Genomic DNA, 18,192 nt, shown 5'->3' on the forward strand with positions numbered 1-18,192 from the left:
GCCCCAGCCCGCGGTGTGCTTCAGGTGCGGGCGCGCAGCGTGCGGCTGAGCAGGATCACCGGTACCAGCCCCACGGCCACCAGCGCCAGCGAAGGCAGGGCGGCCTCGCCCAGGCGTTCATCGCGCGCCAGCTGGTAGGCCACCACGGCCAGGGTGTCGCTGTTGAAGGGGCGCAGCACCATGGTGGCGGGCAGCTCTTTCATCACGTCCACGAACACCAGCAGCGCCGCAGCGGCGGTGGAGCGCCGCAGCAGCGGCCAGTGCACGCGGGCCATCAGGCGAGCGCTGCCCGCGCCGAGCATGCGGGCCGAGTCGTCCAGGCTGGGCGGAATGCGCGCATAGCCGCTTTGCACCGACTGCAGCGCCACCGCGCAAAAGCGCACCAGGTACGCCCACACAATGCCCACCGCCGTGGTGGTGACCAGCGCGCCCACGCCCCACTGCGGCACGCGTGCCTGCAGCCAGCCCACCGGCAGCAGCAGGCCCACCACGATGACCGCGCCCGGCACGGCATAGCCCACGCTGGCCAGCCGCACCACGCCGCGTGTCAGCAGGTCGGGCTTGCGGCGCACGGCAAAGGCCAGCGCCAAGGCCACGGCCACGGCCAGGCCGGCCGTGATGCCGCCCAGCCACACACTGTTCCAGGCCCATTCGAGGAAGCGGTCCCAGGGCAGCACCGACCAGTCGGACGCCAGCGGCCGCAGCATGAAGGCCACCGGCGCCACAAAGCCCATGAACACGGGCAGCGTGCACACGCCCCAGGCCAGGCCGCGCGCCAGGCCGCGCAGTGGCACGGGCTGGGCCTCGGTGGCGCCGGCGTGGCCGGTGCCCTTGGCGGTGAAGCGCATGCGCCGCTCGGCGCGGTGCTCCAGCCACAGCAGCAGCAGCACCAGGGCCAGCAGCATGGTGGACAGCTGGGCAGCGGCAATGCGGTTGTCCATGGACAGCCAGGCCTTGATGATGCCGGTGGTGAAGGTCTGGATGCCGAAGTAGCTGGTCACGCCAAAATCGGCCAGGGTTTCCATGAGGGCCAGTGCCACGCCAGCCGCCACGGCGGGACGTGCCAGCGGCAGCGCAATGGTGGCGATGCGCCGGGACAGCGGCGCGCCCAGCAGGCGTGCCGCCTCCATCAGGTGCGCCGCGCGCTCGCCCAGCGCCGTGCGCGCCAGCAGATAGACATAGGGATAGAGCGAGAAGGTGAAGACCCAGATGGCGCCCCAGAGGCTGCGCACCTCGGGCAGCAGTCGCCCCTCCAGCCCGAAGGTTGCGCGCAGCGCCACCTGCAGCGGCCCGCTGAACTGCAAAAAGTCGGTGTAGGCATAGGCCGTGACATAGGCCGGCATGGCCAGCGGCAGCAGCAGCAGCCACTCGAACGTGCGCCGGCCCGGAAAATCGAACAGCGTAACCGCCGCCGCCGCCGCGGTGCCCACCACGGCCGCGCCCACCCCCACCCACAGGCCCAGCCACAGCGTGGTCCACAGGTAGCCGGGCAGCACGGTGCTGGCCATCTCGCGCAGGATGGCGCCGGTGTCGGCCTGCACCACGCCCCACGGCAGCCACGACGCCAGCAGCGCCAGCACGGGCAAGGCCAGCAGGCCCACCAGCAAGATCAGCGGCAGGGTCGATAAAGAAAAGCGGGTGCGGGGCAAGGCAGGGGGCTCGGCAGATGAAGGAATGGCACTACCGACCCACAGGGGCGTCCAGGAATGCAAATGCGAATTTTAAGCATTCGCCCGCCCCACTAGAATCAAGCCATGTTTCTTGAGGTTTCCCAACTGGAAGTGCGTTACGCAGGCCGTTCCCAGGCGGCTGTCCAGGGCGTCACGCTGGGGCTGCATGCGGGCGATATCGGTGTGCTGATCGGCCCCTCGGGCTGCGGCAAGACCACACTGCTGCGCGCCGTGGCGGGGCTGGAGCCGGTATCGGCCGGCGAGATCCGCCTGACACGCCAGCTGGTGGGCAGCGCGCACCTGAACGTGCCGCCCGAGTTGCGGCGCATCGGCATGGTGTTCCAGGACTACGCCCTGTTTCCGCACCTGAGCGTAGAGCGCAACGTGGCCTTCGGCATCCACCAGCTGCCCCGGGCCGAGCAGGCCGCCCGCGTGGCCGAGGCCCTGCAACTGGTGGGGCTGGAAGGCAGCGGCGCGCGCTTTCCGCACGAGCTTTCGGGCGGACAGCAGCAGCGCGTGGCCCTGGCACGGGCCCTGGCCCCGCGCCCGCAGCTCATGCTGCTGGACGAGCCATTTTCCAACCTTGATGTCGACCTGCGCGAGCGCCTGGCGCACGAGGTGCGCGACATCCTGAAGGCCGCCGGGGCCACGGCACTGTTCGTCACGCACGACCAGTTCGAGGCCTTTGCGATCGGTGATGTGATTGGCGTGATGCATGAAGGCCATCTGCACCAGTGGGACGATGCCTACACCCTCTACCACCGGCCGGCCACGCGCTTTGTGGCCGACTTCATCGGCCACGGCGTCTTCACCCCCGCCACGCTGGTACAGCGCGGCAACAACGTGGTGGCGCATACCCCGCTGGGCGACCTGACCGATCTGGCCGAATGCCCCCTGCCCACCAGCTACCCCGGCGGCGAATGCGATGTGCTGCTGCGGGCGGATGACGTGGTGCACGACGACCACGCCCCCGTGCAGGCGCAGATCCTGCGCAAGTCGTTTCGCGGCTCGGAGTTTCTGTACACGCTGCGCCTGGCCAGCGGCCAGACCCTGATGGCCCACGTGCCCAGCCACCACAACCACGCCGTGGGCGAGTGGATTGGCATCCGGGCGCAGGTCGATCACGTGGTCACGTTTGCGCGCGCCTGACGGTTGTTTCAAACCAGATCGGCCGAAAACGCCTGTCTGCCGAACGCCAACAGCTATCCAGAAAGCAGAGCGACCGACCCAAGCGAAGCAACGCGGCGATCGCGCAGATGGTGAATCTGCATCAACCCTGGCGCAGCCGGTCCACCGTGTCGTGCAGGTGCTGCGTCCACTCGCGCCGGTCCCGGCCGCCGGCCTGCTCGGGCACGCCGTAGTGCACCACGGCCTCGATGGCAGGGGCGCGCAAGGTGCGCCAGATGGAGCCCACCAGGGTTTCGTCGCCGATGTAGCTGGGCGCAAAGCTGGTTACGCCACGCACCTTGTCGGCAAAGCGCAGGCCCACCGGCTGCACGAAGGCGTTGGCCGTCACCGCCGCCTGCAGCAGATTGGCATGGAACGGCAGCATGGCGCGCCCGTCGCCCGTGGTGCCTTCCGGAAACACCGCCAGCACCTCGCCGCGCTCCAGCGCCTCGTGCATGGAGCGCACCATGCGCAGCGCATCGCGGCGCGAGTTGCGTTCGATGTACAGGGTGCCCGCAGCGGTGGCCAGCGTGCCGACCAGCGGCCAGGCCTGCACATCCGATTTGGAGACAAAACGGCAATGCCGCGCCGCGTGCATGACCGGGATGTCGAGCCACGAAAGGTGGTTGGCGACCAGCATCACCGGCCCGCCCACAGGCGGTGTGCCCAGAATGTGCAGCGAGACACCCGCACGGGCCAACAGCTGCATGGACCAGGCCTGCACGCGGGCATGCTGCTGGTCGGGTGACAGCGCCGGAAAGCGCACCGCCACGATCACCAGGCCCTTGAGAATGTGGCCCAGCACGCGCAGCAGGCGCCAGCAGGCGCGCAGACTCCTCATGGCAAGGCCTTGCCGTGGCGCGCCACCTCAGCCCCGTTCAAATGCGACTTGGCCGCCCACCAGCGTGGCGCGCACCTGGCCCGGCAGTTCGTAGCCCGAAAACGGCGTGTGCTTGCCCTGGCTGCGCAGCGCGTCGTCCTGCACGGTCCACGCGGCCTGGGGGTCGAGGATGCACAGGTCGCCCACGCCACCTTCGACGATCTGGCCCACGCTGGCCTGCAAGGTGCCTAGAGCGCTGCCCAGCACCCGCGCCGGCTCGGAGGTGACCGTGGCCAGGGCGCGCACGAGCGGCACACCGCTGTTCTGCGACCACTTGAGCGCCAGCGAGAGCAGCAGCTCCAGCCCGGTGGCGCCGGGCTCGGCCTCGGCAAATGGCAGGGTCTTGGCGTCTTCATCGACGGGCGTGTGGTCGGACACCAGCGCATCGATGGTGCCGTCGGCCAGCGCGGCGTGGAGCGCATCGCGGTCGCGCTGCTGGCGCAGCGGGGGCGACAGGCGGGCGCGGCTGTCGAAGAAGCCGATGTCCACGTCGGTGAGGTGCAGCGAGTTGATGCTCACATCGGCCGTGACCTGGAGGCCCTCGGCCTTGGCGCGGCGCAGCAGTTCCACCCCCGCGGCGCTGCTGATGCGGCACAGGTGCACGCGGGCGCCGGTGGTCTTGAGCAGCTCGAAGATGGTGTGCAGCGCAATGGTCTCGGCCGCCACGGGCACACCCGACAGGCCCAGGCGCGTGGCCAGCGGTCCGCTGGCGGCCACGCCCTTGCCCAGGTGCATCTCTTGCGGGCGCAGCCACACGGTGTAGCCAAAGGTGGCGGCGTACTGCAGCGCGCGCTGCAGCACCTGCGTGCTGGCCAGCGGTACCTCGGCCTGGCCAAAACCCACGCAGCCCGATTCGGTGAGCTCGGCCATCTCGGTCAGCACCTCGCCGGCGAGGCCGCGCGTGAGCGCGCCCAGGGGGAACAGGCGCGACTGGTGCAGCTTCTCGGCGCGGAACTTGAGCATTTCCACCAGGCCGGGCTCGTCGAGCACGGGGTCGGTGTCGGGCGGGCAGACCAGGCTGGTCACGCCACCGGCCACGGCCGCCGCCATTTCGGACTCGAGCATGCCTTCGTGCTCGTGGCCCGGTTCGCGCAGGCGCGCGGCCAGGTCCACCAGGCCGGGCAAGACGATGCAGCCTGCGGCGTTGATGGTGCGGTTGGGCGCGAAGTCGGGCGGCACGCGGTTCACACCGACGATGCGGCCCGCCGCCAGCGCGATGTCGCAGGTCTGGTCGAAGCCCGAGGCGGGGTCGATCACACGGCCGTTCTGGATCAGTATCTTCATGATTTCAAGCCAAATTTGCCACCAGCACCCAATGGATAAGCGCTAGCAGCCATGAGAACAGGAGTATTCATTCCGAGTGTCATGCCTCATTGCCGGCAACGATGGACATGACGGCCATGCGCACGGCAATACCGAAAGTGACCTGCGGCAGGATCACGCTCTGCTTGCCATCGACCACGGCGGAGTCGATTTCGACACCGCGGTTGATGGGGCCAGGGTGCATCACGATGGCATCGGGCTTGGCCAGTTGCAGCTTTTCGGGCGTGAGGCCGAAGCTCTTGAAATACTCCTGGCTGGACGGCAGCATCGCGCCGCTCATGCGCTCGTTCTGCAGGCGCAGCATGATGACCACATCGGCATCCTTGATGCCTTCTTCGAGCGTGTGGCACACGCGCACGCCCATCTGCGCCATGTCCGACGGCACCAGCGTGCGCGGGCCCACCACGCGCACCTCGGGGCAGCCCAGCGTGGTCAGGCCATGGATGTCCGAGCGCGCCACGCGCGAATGCAACACGTCGCCGACGATGGCCACGGTGAGGTTGCTGAAATCTTTTTTGTAGTGGCGGATGGTGTACATGTCCAGCAGCCCCTGCGTGGGGTGGGCATGCCGGCCATCGCCCGCATTGATCACATGCACATGGGGTGCCACATGCTGGGCAATGAGGTAGGGCGCGCCCGATTCGCTGTGCCGCACCACGAACAGGTCGGCCGCCATCGCCGAGAGGTTGGCGATGGTGTCGAGCAGCGATTCGCCCTTGGCTGCCGAGCTGCGCGCGATGTCGAGGTTGAGCACATCGGCCGACAGGCGCTTGGCCGCGATCTCGAACGTGGTGCGCGTGCGCGTGCTGTTCTCGAAGAACAGGTTGAACACGCTCTTGCCGCGCAGCAGCGGCACCTTCTTGACCTCACGGTCGTTCACGCTGACGAAGTTGGCGGCCGTGTCGAGGATGTGCGTGACGATATCGCGCGGCAAGCCTTCGATGGACAGCAGGTGGATGAGTTCGCCGTTGCCGTTGAGTTGGGGGTTGCGCTGGTGCAGCACGGTCAGGCCTCTTTGACTTGGAATTGGAAGGTGCCGCTGTCGGTGCGCGCCAGGGCCAGCGATTGCGTTGCCGGCAGCGCCACGCGCGCGGCAGCAAAGTCGGCCTGCACGGGCAGCTCGCGCCCGCCCCGGTCCACCAGCACGGCCAGGCGCGCACTGGCCGGACGGCCGTAGTCGAACAGTTCGTTGAGCACGGCACGGATGGTGCGGCCGGTATAGAGCACGTCGTCGAGCACCAGCACATCGGCGCCGTTCACGTCGAAAGGCAGCGCGGTCTGCGCGCCGACCGACAGGCCGCGCTGGGCAAAATCATCGCGGTGCATGACCGAGGACAGCACGCCGGGCGGGCCTTCCAGACCCAGGTCTTTCTGCAGACGCTCGGCCAGCCAGGCACCGCCCGATGCGATGCCCGCCAGACGCGTGGTGGGGGTGAGCATGCTGCGCACGCCGCGCAGCAGTTCGCGGTACAGCGCCTCGGCGTCGAGCACGAGGCTGCCCCCGCTGGCTTGGGAGGGAGTGGTCATGGAAGATTCCTCAAAAACTGTTCCAGGATGATGCAGGCCGACGCAGCGTCGGCGTCCTTGGCACCGCCCGCGATGGCCTCGGTGGTGCTGTAGCGCTCGTCCACCTCGAACACCTGCAAACCGAATCGGCCACGCAACTGGCGGCCGAACTTGAGCGCGCGCTCGGTGTTTTCGTGGCTCGCACCATCAGGGTGGTACGGCACGCCGATCACCAGTGCATCGGGTTGCCATTCCTTGATGCGCTGCCCCACCTGCACAAAGCGGGCATCGCCCTCGGCCTTGATGGTGGCCTGCGGCGTGGCGCTGCGCAGCATCCGGTTGCCCGTGGCCACGCCCGTGCGCTTGAGGCCGAAATCGAAAGCAAGAAAGGTCTGAAAATGCGCAGGAACAACGGGCTGAACGGGCAAGCCGGTCATGCGTGCCCCGCCTCGGGCGACAGCATCCAGGCCTGCAGGCCCAGCAGCGACAGGGCCCGGTCGTAGCGCTCGGGCACGGGGGTGTCGAAGATCACCGACAGATCGGCCGCCACGGTGAGCCAGGCGTTCTCGGCCAGCTCCGATTCGAGCTGCCCCTCACCCCACGACGAATAGCCCAGCGTGATGAGCACGCGGCGGGGGCCTGCCCCCGTGGACAGGGCTTCGAGCACATCCTTGGAGGTGGTCATCTCCAGGCCACCAGGAATGGTCATGGTGGAGGCATAGGCCGACTCGTCGGTTTCGGCCTTGTCCATGAGCATGGGCTCGTGCAGCACAAAGCCGCGCTCGGTCTGCACCGGGCCTCCCTGGAACACCGGCTCCCGGGTGAGATCTTCGCGCCGCAGCGACAGATCCACCTTGTCAAAAAGGCCCTTGAGGGTGATGTCCGAGGGCTTGTTGATGATGAGGCCCAGCGCACCGCGTTCGCTGTGCTCGCACAGGTAAACGACGCTGCGCGAGAAAGACTCATCCTCCAGACCGGGCATCGCGATCAGGAAGTGATGCGTCAGGTTGATGGGCGCAGAATCAAAAGACATATCCCAATTTTAACGGTGAACATGGCGCCCCCTTCCGAGCCTTCTTACCCCAGCGGTCTTGTCTGGTTCCGGCGCGACCTGCGCGCGCACGACCAGGCGGCACTGTACCGGGCACTCACGCAGTGCCAGCAGGTGTATTGCGCCTTTGTTTTTGACCGCGAGATCCTGGATACCCTCCCGCGGGCGGACCGGCGGGTGGAGTTCATTCGCGCGTCACTGGTCGAACTCGATGAATCACTGCGCACCCTCTCTGGCCACACGCAGGGGGGCCTGATCGTGCGGCACGCAGTGGCCAGCGATGCCATCCCGGCCCTGGCCGAAAGCCTGGGCGTGCAGGCCGTGTTTGCCAACCACGATGACGAGCCCCAGGCCCTGGAACGCGACAGCCTCGTGCGCACGCGGCTGGCCGCTGCTGGAAAGGCCTTTCACACCTTCAAGGACTACAGTCTCCTGGAGCGCAGCGAGGTGCTGACACAGACCGGCAAGCCGTACAGCGTGTTCACGCCCTACAAAAATGCCTGGCTCAAGAAAATCGACGCTTTCCAGCTGAAAAGCTACCCTGTGGAGCGCCATGCGCACCGCCTGGCAGCTCGCCCGCTGGAACACGACCAACCTGTCCCCACGCTGGCGTCACTGGGGTTCGAGACCACCACCTTGTCACAGCGCCAACTGCCTCCGGGTGCCAGCGGCGCGCAGCAGTTGTTCGACGACTTTCTGGGGCGCATGGAGCGGTACGACAACACGCGCAACTTCCCGTCCATCAAGGGCCCCAGCTATCTCAGCGTGCACCTGCGTTTTGGCACCATCTCGCCCCGGCTGCTGGCGCGCACCGCGCACCGTTTGATGCAGGAGGGCAACCCGGGCGCCACCACCTGGCTGAGCGAGCTGATCTGGCGCGACTTCTACTTTCAGATCCTGCACCACCATCCCCATGTGGTGGGCCACAGCTTCAAGCCGGCCTACGACACCATCGAGTGGGAATCAGGCCCCGAGGCAGACACCCTGTTTGCCGCCTGGTGCGAGGGCCGCACCGGCTACCCGCTGGTGGATGCGGCCATGGCCCAGCTCAACCAGACCGGCTACATGCACAACCGACTGCGCATGGTGGTGGCGAGTTTTCTGGTCAAGGACTTGGGACTGGACTGGCGCCGGGGCGAGGCCTACTTTGCCGCACAACTCAATGACTTTGACCTTGCCGCCAACAATGGCGGCTGGCAATGGGCCAGTTCCAGTGGCTGCGATGCGCAGCCCTACTTCCGCATCTTCAACCCGGTCAGCCAGAGCGAGAAGTTCGACCCGGAGGGCAAGTTCATCCGCCGCTACCTGCCGCAGCTGGCGCGGCTGCCGAACGCGGCCCTGCATGCCCCCTGGCTGGCCCGCCCGCTGGAGCTGGCGGAGGCCGGCGTGGTGCTGGGCCAGACCTACCCGCAACCCGTGATCGACCATGACACGGCCAGACTGCGCACACTGCAGCGCTATGCAGTCGTCAAGGCGGGGTGATTGCCAACCGTGGGCCCACCGTGGCCGGGGCCATCACAATGGGCCTCGGGTGCGTTGGGGCGCATCCGCGATTTTCTGCTCGCTCATGCGCATTCCGTCCATCTCCAGGGGCGTGCCCGAGGCCAGGCGCAGGCAGCGTGACATCGGTGCGGTTGTCGGCATGGCTTTTCTGGATCAACTCCGACACATAGGGGGTGAGCAGCATCACCTCCATGGCAGGCACCACCGAGCCCTGCACGCTCTTGACCAGCCGCTGTGCCGCCACCGCCTGCAGGCTCAAGGACAACCCCACGAGCAGTTGGCGCTGGGCTGGCGCGGAAAAGAAATTCAGGACGCGCTGCACCGCCTGGCTGGCGTTGCTGGCATGCAGGGTGGACACGCACAGATGCCCCGACTCGGCGCAGTGCAGGGCATGCTGCGTGGTGGCCCGGTGGCGGATCTCGCCGATCATGCTCACGTTCCGAGCCTCCCGCATGGCACGCAGTGTGCGCATTGCGGTAGTCGAGCATGGCGGCCAGCGTGGTGGTCTTGCCCCACCCTGCCGCTGGAGTGTGGGCGGCGCACCTGCCAGGAGCAACAGATCCGAAGCGCTTTCGCGCACCATCAGCGCAAGTCAGGACAACAGACGGCTGTTCGCCTCAGGTGTTGCCGAATCCATGAGGTCTCCTGATCGTGCTGGCATCTTACCGGCGCTACCAGCACGGCTGCACCGATTGACCGGCCCGTGCGGGCCAGTCAACCCAGATCACGCCTCCGCAGTCGCCTCCAGCCGGGCGTAGTGCTGGATGAGGCTGAGCAGTTCTTCATCCGAGTACGGCTTGCCGAGATAGTGGTTGACGCCCAGTTCCATCGCATGCTCGCGGTGCTTTTCTGCGATGCGGGATGTGATCATGATGATCGGCAACCCCTTCAATGCACTGTCTGCCCGGATGTTGCGTGCCAGGTCAAATCCGTCCATGCGCGGCATTTCAATGTCGGACAACACCACCGTCGGGCGCTCTTCCTGCAAGCGCTCCAGGGCCTGCAGGCCATCGGCAGCGAGCGCCACCCGATAACCCTCACGTTGCAGCAACCGCTGCGTGACACGGCGCACGGTGATGGAATCATCCACCACCAGCACCAGAGGCACCTGGGTGGGGCCTGCGAGCACCGAAGCGGCCGGTTTGCTGGCGTCAGGACTTTCGGTTTCCAGTATGGCGGGCAAGCCGGCACTGGCTGCACGAACCTGGTCGCCATACACCGTGGACAGCGCCACCGGGTTGTAGATCAGCACCACGGCGCCAGAGACCAGCACCGACATGCCGGCCAGGCCTGGCAGGCGCGACAGTTGGGCGCCCAGGTTCTTCACCACGACTTCCTGGTTGCCCAGCACTTCATCCACATGCATGGCGATGCGCTGCGACGCACTGCGGAAAATCACCACAGGCCGCGTCTTGCCGGCGGCTTCACTGCTGCGCGCTGAAGCCTGAAGCAAGGCCCCGACCCAGAAAAATGGCAATGGTTCGAAGCCATCGTCAAAGTAACCTGTGCGATACGCTTCCTCAAGATCTGCAGCAGAGGTACGCCGCACGATTTCAACCACGTTGGCCGGCACGCCGATGACCAGATCTCCCGCACGCAACATCACCACCTGCGTCACTGCCGTGGTCAAAGGCAGCACCATGCGGAAGGCAGCACCCTTGCCCGATGCGGTCGAGGTTTCAATCCGGCCACCCAGGGCATTGATTTCCGAACGCACGACGTCCATACCGATGCCGCGTCCTGCCAGGCCTGTCACCTCGGATGCCGTGGAAAAGCCTGGCATGAAGATCAGGTTGGTGGTCTCGACATCACTGATGTCCGCGTCGACCTGCACGAGCCCTTGGGCCAGAGCCTTTGCACGGATGCCCTGCAGATCCAGACCGGCACCATCGTCCCGGAATTCCACCGATACGTCGTTGCCTTCATGGCGCAAATCCACGGTGATGGTGCCCGATGCGGGCTTGCCCGCAGCGACACGGACCTCGGACGCTTCAATGCCGTGCGCCACGCAATTGCGCAGCAAATGCTCGAAGGCGGGTGTCATGCGATCGAGCACGCCACGGTCCATTTCAATAGACCCCCCCGTGATGTCGAGTTTGATCTGCTTGCCGGTTTCCTTGGATGCCTGGCGTACCACCGCATACAAACGCTCGGCGATGCCCTCGAACTCCACCATGCGTGTGCGCAAAAGATCGCGTTGCAACTCACGCGCCTGGCGGCCCTGAGCGATCAGGTCGTCCTCGGCGCCTTCCATGGCGCGCTGCAGGTTGCGTTGCACGGTCGCGACGTCGTTCACCGACTCGGCCATCATGCGCGTGAGTTCCTGTACCCGCGTGAAACGGTCGAACTCCAGCGGGTCAAACCCGGCGGCGGAATCCTTCGAGAGCGCCAGTCGCGACTGCATCTGCGACTCGGACTGCACCTCGATGTCACGCAGCTGCTGACGCAGGCGGTCCAGGTTGCCCGAAAGATCCGCCAGTGAACTGCGGAACTGGCCCAGACGCGCATCCAGACGCGAGCGGCTGATCATGACCTCGCCCGCCTGATTCACCAGGCGGTCCAGCAATTGCGCACGCACACGCACCGACTGGTTGGCGGCCACGCGCACAGGGGCCAGTTGCGAGGGACCTGGCAGCCTTACCGAGGGCTTTGGAGGTGGCATAGCTGCCAAGATGGCACCTGAACCATTCGCAGTGGTACCCAGATCGCTCGGAACCGCAGGGGAAGAGCCTTCGGCGCCAGCTGCCCCATGTGCACCGACGACGCGCAGGAACTCGAGGTTCGCCTGCAATCCATCAAAACTCGCAAGCAACGGTTCAATCTGGTCTGTCGTGACAGACTCCATGTCCAGCTGTTCGATGGCCGATTCGAGTCGGTGAGACATCTCTCCCAGGCGCATGGCACCGGCAAGGCGGGAACTGCCCTTGAGGGTGTGCAAGGCCCGCAGTACCTCGTTGCGCGCACCGCGATTGTCCGGACGGGATGCCCACTGTCGCAATGCGCCACCCAGTTGGGGCAACAAGTCCGCGGCTTCTTCTTCAAAGATGGGGAACAGATCGGGATCAATGACGTCAATGGCGTCAATGTCATCATCCACATCCGGCCGTTCGGAGACGGCATGGGTTATTGCATCGTCGATGGGCTGGTCATGGTCACTTCCCACCACGGAGAGCGCCGGAGCCACATACCCAGCAGCGACCACTTCCGCCGCCTTCGCAATCGGCACCTCCGGTGCAGCGAAGTCAGGACCAACGCTGGCCACTGGTGCGCCCTCCTCCGGGGGAGCGATGTCATCGAACTCCTCTTCCAGAGGTGGCAGGGTATTGGCCACCTCGGTTTCGAGGATCTGGCGCAGCTGCTGCAATACTGCTTCGTTCGGCTCTTTGAGGAATCCTGCCGCAAACTGGTGCAGAAGACGGCGAATATCGTCCGCGGCGGCCATGAACGCTTCGGCCTGTTCGACGGTGCCACCAGACTGCAGCTGAACATGCTGCAACGCGTGCTCGACCACCCTGGCCAGATCCGACAGCGCCGAGAATCCCACGGTCGACGAACTGCCAGCGAGCGAATGTGCCAGAGCCACGGCCATGTCCGGCAAAGGCTCATGCAGCTCGAGCGCCCACTCTTGCATACAGGTGACCAGTCGCCGCGACCACTCGTCAGCTTCATTGAGGTACACGTTGTACAGGGGGATGCCGATTCGCAAGGTCTCGATCACCTTGACCGCATCATCTGTCGGCGTATCTTCCTCGGGCGCCGAGACGGGCACCACGCCAGGCGCAAGCCCAGCCTCTGGAAAAACACCCTCCACACCCGTACCAGCGAGGCCAGCATCCTGTGCAGCGTCCGCCAGGAACTCCGGCACATCGTCGGAGAACAACGAAGATGCGCCCCCATCGTCCGGACTGACAACGTTGGCCGACAGATCGCCGGAGGCGGCATCCATGGCCACAACTGAGGCTGGCACCCCATCGGGCAACGCCAAGTCCAGAGGGATGGACGCACTCACCACCTCCGCCGTGGCCCGCGTTTCGTTCAGGGCCTCGGAGAATACGGAGAAATCGAGGTCTTCCGTCACGGTCGCCGCAGAAGCATCCATCACTGGAACTTCTACAGCCAATTCAGCCTCCCTCTCCGCTTCGGCGCGATCCGCCATCCATGGCTCAGGCACAGTGGCGACGGCAAGCTCTGCCTCCACAGAGTCCACGCCGGCCTGCGGTTCGGGCAGAACGGCTGTCGCGGCAGCGTCTGTATCGACTGGCGCCACGGCCGCCCCCCCCGCCATGAGCGGCAGCAAAGTACCGTCAAGACGCATGGCATCGGCGGAACTGCGGAATGGTTCAACCCCCCAGACCAACGCAGATCCTGCGGAGATATCATCGGCCCAGCGGCCAAAGGCCTGCAAGCCATCCGACGACAACTGCAGCAAATTGGGCTGCATGGGTTTTTGCTCGGCCAGCCAGGCGTTCAGCAATTGCTCCATGGACCAGGCAGCCTCGCCGAAATCATGGAGCCCCACCATGCGCGAGCTGCCCTTGAGGGTATGAAACGCACGACGCAAGGTGGTTTGCTCGCTCAGATTGGCTGGCTCTTCAGTCAGCACCTCAATGGCTGCCAGACCTGTAGCCACCACCTCACGGGCTTCCTCCAGGAACACGTCCAGCAACTCATCGTCCAACCCAGGCTCAGGCGTGGTAGCTGGTGCAGGGGTGGCGACGGAGGGAGGGGCGGATGCAGCAGAAGGAAGAACCTCCGGCAACGGGAGATCAAAGAAAATATCTGCTGACAGCACTTCCGTCGCCGCCTCGGGATGGGGAACGGCATCAGGTATCCGGGCCAATGCCGCTGCTACCGCAGTCTGCTCCTGCGCAGGGAAACGTGGTACCACCTCCGGCAGAGTCGGAGCCGCACGCTCCTCCATCCTGGCCGGTGCATCTGCAACGTCATCGGTGGCACGGGCGCGGGTTTTTCCGACCAGGATACGCAACTCCCCGAGCTCTTCGTCGTAGACAAAGAGCTTGCGCGCCATGGTGCGCTGGTAGCTCAGCATGTCAATCAGAAATCCGAGCGCTCCCAGGCTGTTGCCCAGCTTTTCAAACGCTGACTGTTGATCCTCTTCAGGAATTCCATGGATGAGCAGGTGCTCCACAGTGTCACGCATGCGCACCACCGCCAGTGATGCCTGCTCCAGTCCCAGAACGGACAAGACGCCACGCATCTGCGCCAGGTGACCCGGCACTGCCGCCAACACCGCCGTATCCTGGGAATTCCGGAAAAACTGGTCCAGCGCTTTCTCGGCTTCCCCCAGTGTGGAACGCAATTCATCTACCACACTGCCCATGGTCTGGTTGTCGCTGACCCGGCGGTACAGCTCTTCCATCCAGAGTTCAAGCGGCTCTGGCTCCGCGCCCGCGACCACAGCGTCCAGCCGCTGCGCCAGGCGCGCTGCACGCGACGCCATCAGCCCGTCATCCGCATCCAGCTCCTCGAACGCGGCCTGCAGGTAAAGCACTGACGTTGCCACCTCCATCGCCAGCGCTGGTGACGGAGGTTCCCCCGAGCGGGTTGTGGACTCCAGGGCCCGCGTCAGGCCCGCGGCGAGACTTTCGCTTCCCGGATGCAGCTTGCGCAGCGAATCGCAAACCAGACTGAACTGATCCGCTGCTGGCTTGAGCTTGTTGCGGTCTCCGCCCGCCAGCGCGGACCAGGTTTCGGTGGCAGATGCGATGCGCTTGCGCGCCTGCGCCAGCAAGGCCGGATCAAACCGGCCAAAACGCGCGATTTCATAATCCACCGGCTTGAATCGCTCCAAACCAAAGGATTTTCTGACTGCTTCGAGAGCCGGCGCTTTATCCGCCTCACCGCCCGCGAGATTCACCTGTGAACAGAAAAAAAGCAGATCCTGAACCAAGCGATCGGCGATGGAATCGTCGCCCTTGGCCAGGGTGGCGTATTGCATCAGCACGCGCGACGCCACCCGCTTCACGTAGACATCGGGCGCCAGCAGTCCCCTGCCAAGTGCTTCGAAGAAACCGGCACAGATCTTCCAGAACGCCCGCGACTGGCGGTCGGACTGGGCCGCAACAAAACCCAGGCAGATTTCGCGCATGCTCGTCGCGGCCGACTTATCGCCCGATTTGACGATTTTCAATACTGCAGAATCAAGGCGCGCCCGTGCCTCGGGGCCGTATGGCAACGGCGTGGCCGCCACGGAATCTTCCGGCTCACGGAAACGACGCTCCGCCGGCCACAGATCTGCAGGGTGCGCACGCTCGACCCCTGCCAGCGCCTGGGCGTCTCGGTACTGAGGAAAAAGAGCGACCGCAGAAACAGCCTTGCCTCCCAGCACGTTTTCGAGATATTCGATGAGTGCGAAGCTGGCACGCTCGATCACCGCAGCGGCATCATCCGTGCATTGCTCAGGGCGTTGCACAAACTTTTGTACGGCCGACTCCATCGCTCGCAAAACCAGGGCCGGCGAACCCATGCCCACCATTTCAAGCGCTCCGCTGGCCTGATGGAGCTGCTGGCGCGCAATACGCAAGGCTCCGGCATCCAACGAGGCCAGATCGGACTCTCGCGCCAGCTCTGCGTCCCGCACAAAACGGCGCATTGCCTTGACAGCACCATCCAGTGATTTGCGCAATTCGTCCAGCACCCATGCCAGAGGCCCCAGATCCTGATCGCCCTGGATTTCATCCGCGGCCGGTGCATTGTTGACATCAATAGATGGCATGAATTCGTCCCCGGCTGCAGTGAGCCGCTGGTTGATGACTGCTTGATGGTTGCGTCAGGCGATCTTGAAACGTGCCACCGACTGGCGCAACTCTTCAGCCATGTGCGAGAGCTCGCGCACCTGTTGTGCTGTGGTGCGTGTGCCCTCGCCTGTCTGCTCGGTCACCGCAAAAATGTGCTGGATGTTGTCTGCCACTTCATTGGCCAGAACAGCTTCCCGGGACGTAGACGACGAAATCAGCTCGATCAGCTCCGCCAGGCGGCGCGACACACGGTCAATTTCAGTCAGTGCGGTACCTGCACTGTCAGACAGGCGAGCCCCTTCCACCACACCCTGCGTGGAACGCTCCATGGCGGCCACCGCATCCTGGGTATCGGTCTGGATGGCTTTCACCAGGGCCGAAATCTGCCGCGTTGCATCGGCGGAGCGTTCAGCCAGTCGTTGCACTTCTTCGGCAACCACCGAGAAGCCTCGGCCGGCATCACCCGCAGATGCGGCCTGGATGGCAGCGTTCAGGGCCAGCACGTTCGTCTGCTCCGTAATGTCAGAGATCAGCTCGGTGATTTCACCGATCTCCTGCGACGACTCACCAAGACGCTTGATCCGCTTGGACGTATCCTGGATCTGGTCACGAATCGAGTTCATACCACCGATGGCGTTCTGCACAGCCTGCAAACCCGAGTCAGCCGCCTGCAGCGACTGACGCGCCACCGTAGCGGACTCTTGCGCCTGGGTGGACACTTCGTTGATTCGGGTCGCCATATCCAGAACGGACCGGCCGGTTTCACGAATTTCGCGCAATTGCTCGGTGGAAGCAGCCAGCAGCTCCGTGGACGTGCTGTCCACCTGGGCCGTCGTCTGCGCCACCCGGGTTGCCGTGTTCTGCACGCTGCCCACCAGCTGACGCAACTCTTCCACCGTGTAGTTCACAGAGTCAGCGATAGCGCCGGTGATGTCTTCGGTCACCGTGGCTTCCTGCGTCAGATCACCTTCCGCAACGGATTGCAGTTCGTTCATCAAACGCAAAATGGCGGCCTGGTTGGCGTCGTTGACGCGCTTGGCCTCCTGCTCCTGGCGTTTGGCATCCTTTTGCTGTACTTCAGCGGCCACCTGGCGACCCCGGCTGTCCAGCAGTTGAACACGGGAAATTCCGATACCACAAAGCAGCACGAACAAACCCGCCAATGCCAGGGCAGCAAACTGCCCGGCGCCCAGGCCCGTCTGCGAAGACAGCTTGTCCTGCAAGCCTTCCAACTGGCGACGCAGCGGCTCGCTATCGGCAATGATCGACGACTGGGCCTCCCGGGCAGAAACCAGACCTTGCAGATTGCCCAGAATGGCACTGGCTTGCGTACGGGTCTCTTCGTAGAGCTTGATCAGGGCTTCGAGCTGTTCGCGTGTCTGCGCATCCTTGGTTGCGGCCAGCCGCAACTCCGGGCTTCCATTGAGCAGCCCTTGGGCAATTTCCTTGAAAGAATTCAAGTCCTTGCCCAGCAGGAACACGGCCTCGGGGCTTACGCCTTCCATGGTCTGGAATTCGTTGGCCGACTTGCCAATACGCTGGGTCAACATCACCAATTGACCGGCGGCGGAAATCTCGGCCGCCGGAGCGTTTTGCTGCAGCTTGAGAGACGACACGGTTTCTGCGATTTCCAGCAGGTCCGACGACTGGCGATTGATGGTGCGCAGTGCGTCGCCCACCTGCATCAGGATTTTCTGCTGCCCCATCACCATGCTGGCGTTGCGTTCCGCGCGCTCCATGAGCGGGGTCACGGCATCCAGATCCGGTCGGAGCTGTTCGCCCAGGGACTGCACGCCCAGCGCACTGTCGCCAGTGCCCAGTGCGCGCACATTGCGGGCCAGGACACCAGAGCTTTCCACCACGTCCGGGAAGGCCTGCGGACTCCCCACCAGCGCCTGCGAAACAGATTTGGCAAGCCGCTGGGACTGCATCAGCGACTGACCGGTAGCAGCCAGCTGCTGGGCAGAACGATCTGCCTGCCGCAGCACCCAGCCCGCAATCAGTGCCAGCGCCACAACGCCAATGGCCAACAATGCCAGCAAACGCCGCTGGTGGCCAACCGCCGTGGAACGGCCCAGCAGCGGCAAGGAAATGAGGTCTTCGTCCGTTTCGTTCGCCGATGGCTCCAGCGACTCGCCACCTGGATCACCCTGCACACTGTTCATGGCATCGGTCTGGTAAGACTCCCGCACCGCGCTGGTCTCGACAACTCCCGCCTCCAAGGCATTGTGCCTGCCGTCCACCATGCCGGCACCCAGCGCCTTGTCCGACTCCTCGGGCTTGCGATTGAACAGTTTTCCAAATTGATTCACGACGGACATGGTGCAGCCTTAC

General features: G+C 65.0%; 12 protein-coding genes. 2 read left to right on the forward strand and 10 right to left on the reverse strand.

The genetic code is table 11. The features are described 5' to 3' along the window. Positions 1–20: 20 nt before the first annotated feature. On the reverse strand, positions 21–1,649 hold the full coding sequence (locus AC1Q5S_RS12610) for an ABC transporter permease (protein WP_303834914.1): 1,629 nt from the start codon (positions 1,647–1,649) through the stop codon (positions 21–23). Positions 1,650–1,754: 105 nt separating this feature from the next. On the opposite strand from AC1Q5S_RS12610, the gene AC1Q5S_RS12615 reads away from it, so the two are divergent. Next, positions 1,755–2,819, forward strand: a complete 1,065-nt coding sequence (locus AC1Q5S_RS12615) for an ABC transporter ATP-binding protein (protein WP_303834912.1) — start codon at positions 1,755–1,757, stop codon at positions 2,817–2,819. A 121-nt stretch (positions 2,820–2,940) separates the two neighbouring features. Here the strand turns inward: AC1Q5S_RS12615 and AC1Q5S_RS12620 are convergent, their stop codons facing one another. The 6 genes from AC1Q5S_RS12620 to AC1Q5S_RS12645 form a co-directional block, all read right to left on the reverse strand. Further along, positions 2,941–3,678 (reverse strand): lysophospholipid acyltransferase family protein, encoded by a 738-nt coding sequence (locus AC1Q5S_RS12620; protein ID WP_303834910.1) that lies wholly within the window; start codon positions 3,676–3,678, stop codon positions 2,941–2,943. A gap of 27 nt (positions 3,679–3,705) precedes the next feature. Further along, on the reverse strand, positions 3,706–5,001 hold the full coding sequence (locus AC1Q5S_RS12625) for a dihydroorotase (RefSeq protein WP_303834908.1): 1,296 nt from the start codon (positions 4,999–5,001) through the stop codon (positions 3,706–3,708). Between the two features lie 79 nt (positions 5,002–5,080). Beyond that, positions 5,081–6,043: an aspartate carbamoyltransferase catalytic subunit gene (locus tag AC1Q5S_RS12630; RefSeq protein WP_303834907.1), complete on the reverse strand. Its 963-nt coding sequence runs from the start codon at positions 6,041–6,043 to the stop codon at positions 5,081–5,083. A gap of 2 nt (positions 6,044–6,045) precedes the next feature. Further along, positions 6,046–6,567, reverse strand: a complete 522-nt coding sequence (gene pyrR, locus AC1Q5S_RS12635) for a bifunctional pyr operon transcriptional regulator/uracil phosphoribosyltransferase PyrR (RefSeq protein ID WP_422204430.1) — start codon at positions 6,565–6,567, stop codon at positions 6,046–6,048. Beyond that, positions 6,564–6,983 carry a Holliday junction resolvase RuvX gene (ruvX, locus tag AC1Q5S_RS12640; protein WP_303834903.1) on the reverse strand — a complete coding sequence of 140 codons (420 nt, stop codon included), beginning with the start codon at positions 6,981–6,983 and terminating at the stop codon, positions 6,564–6,566. Before ruvX ends, pyrR begins: the two co-directional genes overlap by 4 nt. After that, positions 6,980–7,579, reverse strand: a complete 600-nt coding sequence (locus tag AC1Q5S_RS12645; protein WP_303834902.1) for a YqgE/AlgH family protein — start codon at positions 7,577–7,579, stop codon at positions 6,980–6,982. The genes ruvX and AC1Q5S_RS12645 overlap by 4 nt, the downstream gene beginning before the upstream one ends. Positions 7,580–7,600: 21 nt before the next feature. On the opposite strand from AC1Q5S_RS12645, the gene AC1Q5S_RS12650 reads away from it, so the two are divergent. Next, positions 7,601–9,079, forward strand: a complete 1,479-nt coding sequence (locus tag AC1Q5S_RS12650) for a cryptochrome/photolyase family protein (RefSeq protein ID WP_422204427.1) — start codon at positions 7,601–7,603, stop codon at positions 9,077–9,079. Here the strand turns inward: AC1Q5S_RS12650 and AC1Q5S_RS12655 are convergent. The 3 genes from AC1Q5S_RS12655 to AC1Q5S_RS12665 all read right to left on the reverse strand — a co-directional run bounded on the left by AC1Q5S_RS12655 (position 9,066) and on the right by AC1Q5S_RS12665 (position 18,104). Next, entirely contained in the window at positions 9,066–9,572 is a 507-nt protein-coding gene (locus AC1Q5S_RS12655) for an ATPase, T2SS/T4P/T4SS family (RefSeq protein WP_422204425.1), read from the reverse strand. The two genes, AC1Q5S_RS12650 and AC1Q5S_RS12655, sit on opposite strands and share 14 nt — an antisense overlap. A 252-nt stretch (positions 9,573–9,824) precedes the next feature. Further along, the gene (locus AC1Q5S_RS12660; protein WP_492238948.1) at positions 9,825–15,836 is read right to left on the reverse strand and encodes a hybrid sensor histidine kinase/response regulator; all 6,012 of its coding nucleotides are present in this window, start codon (positions 15,834–15,836) and stop codon (positions 9,825–9,827) included. A gap of 54 nt (positions 15,837–15,890) precedes the next feature. Further along, positions 15,891–18,104 (reverse strand): methyl-accepting chemotaxis protein, encoded by a 2,214-nt coding sequence (locus AC1Q5S_RS12665; RefSeq protein WP_422204441.1) that lies wholly within the window; start codon positions 18,102–18,104, stop codon positions 15,891–15,893. Positions 18,105–18,192: the final 88 nt, after the last annotated feature.

This window comes from Acidovorax sp. GW835-FHT14B10, assembly GCF_058793725.1.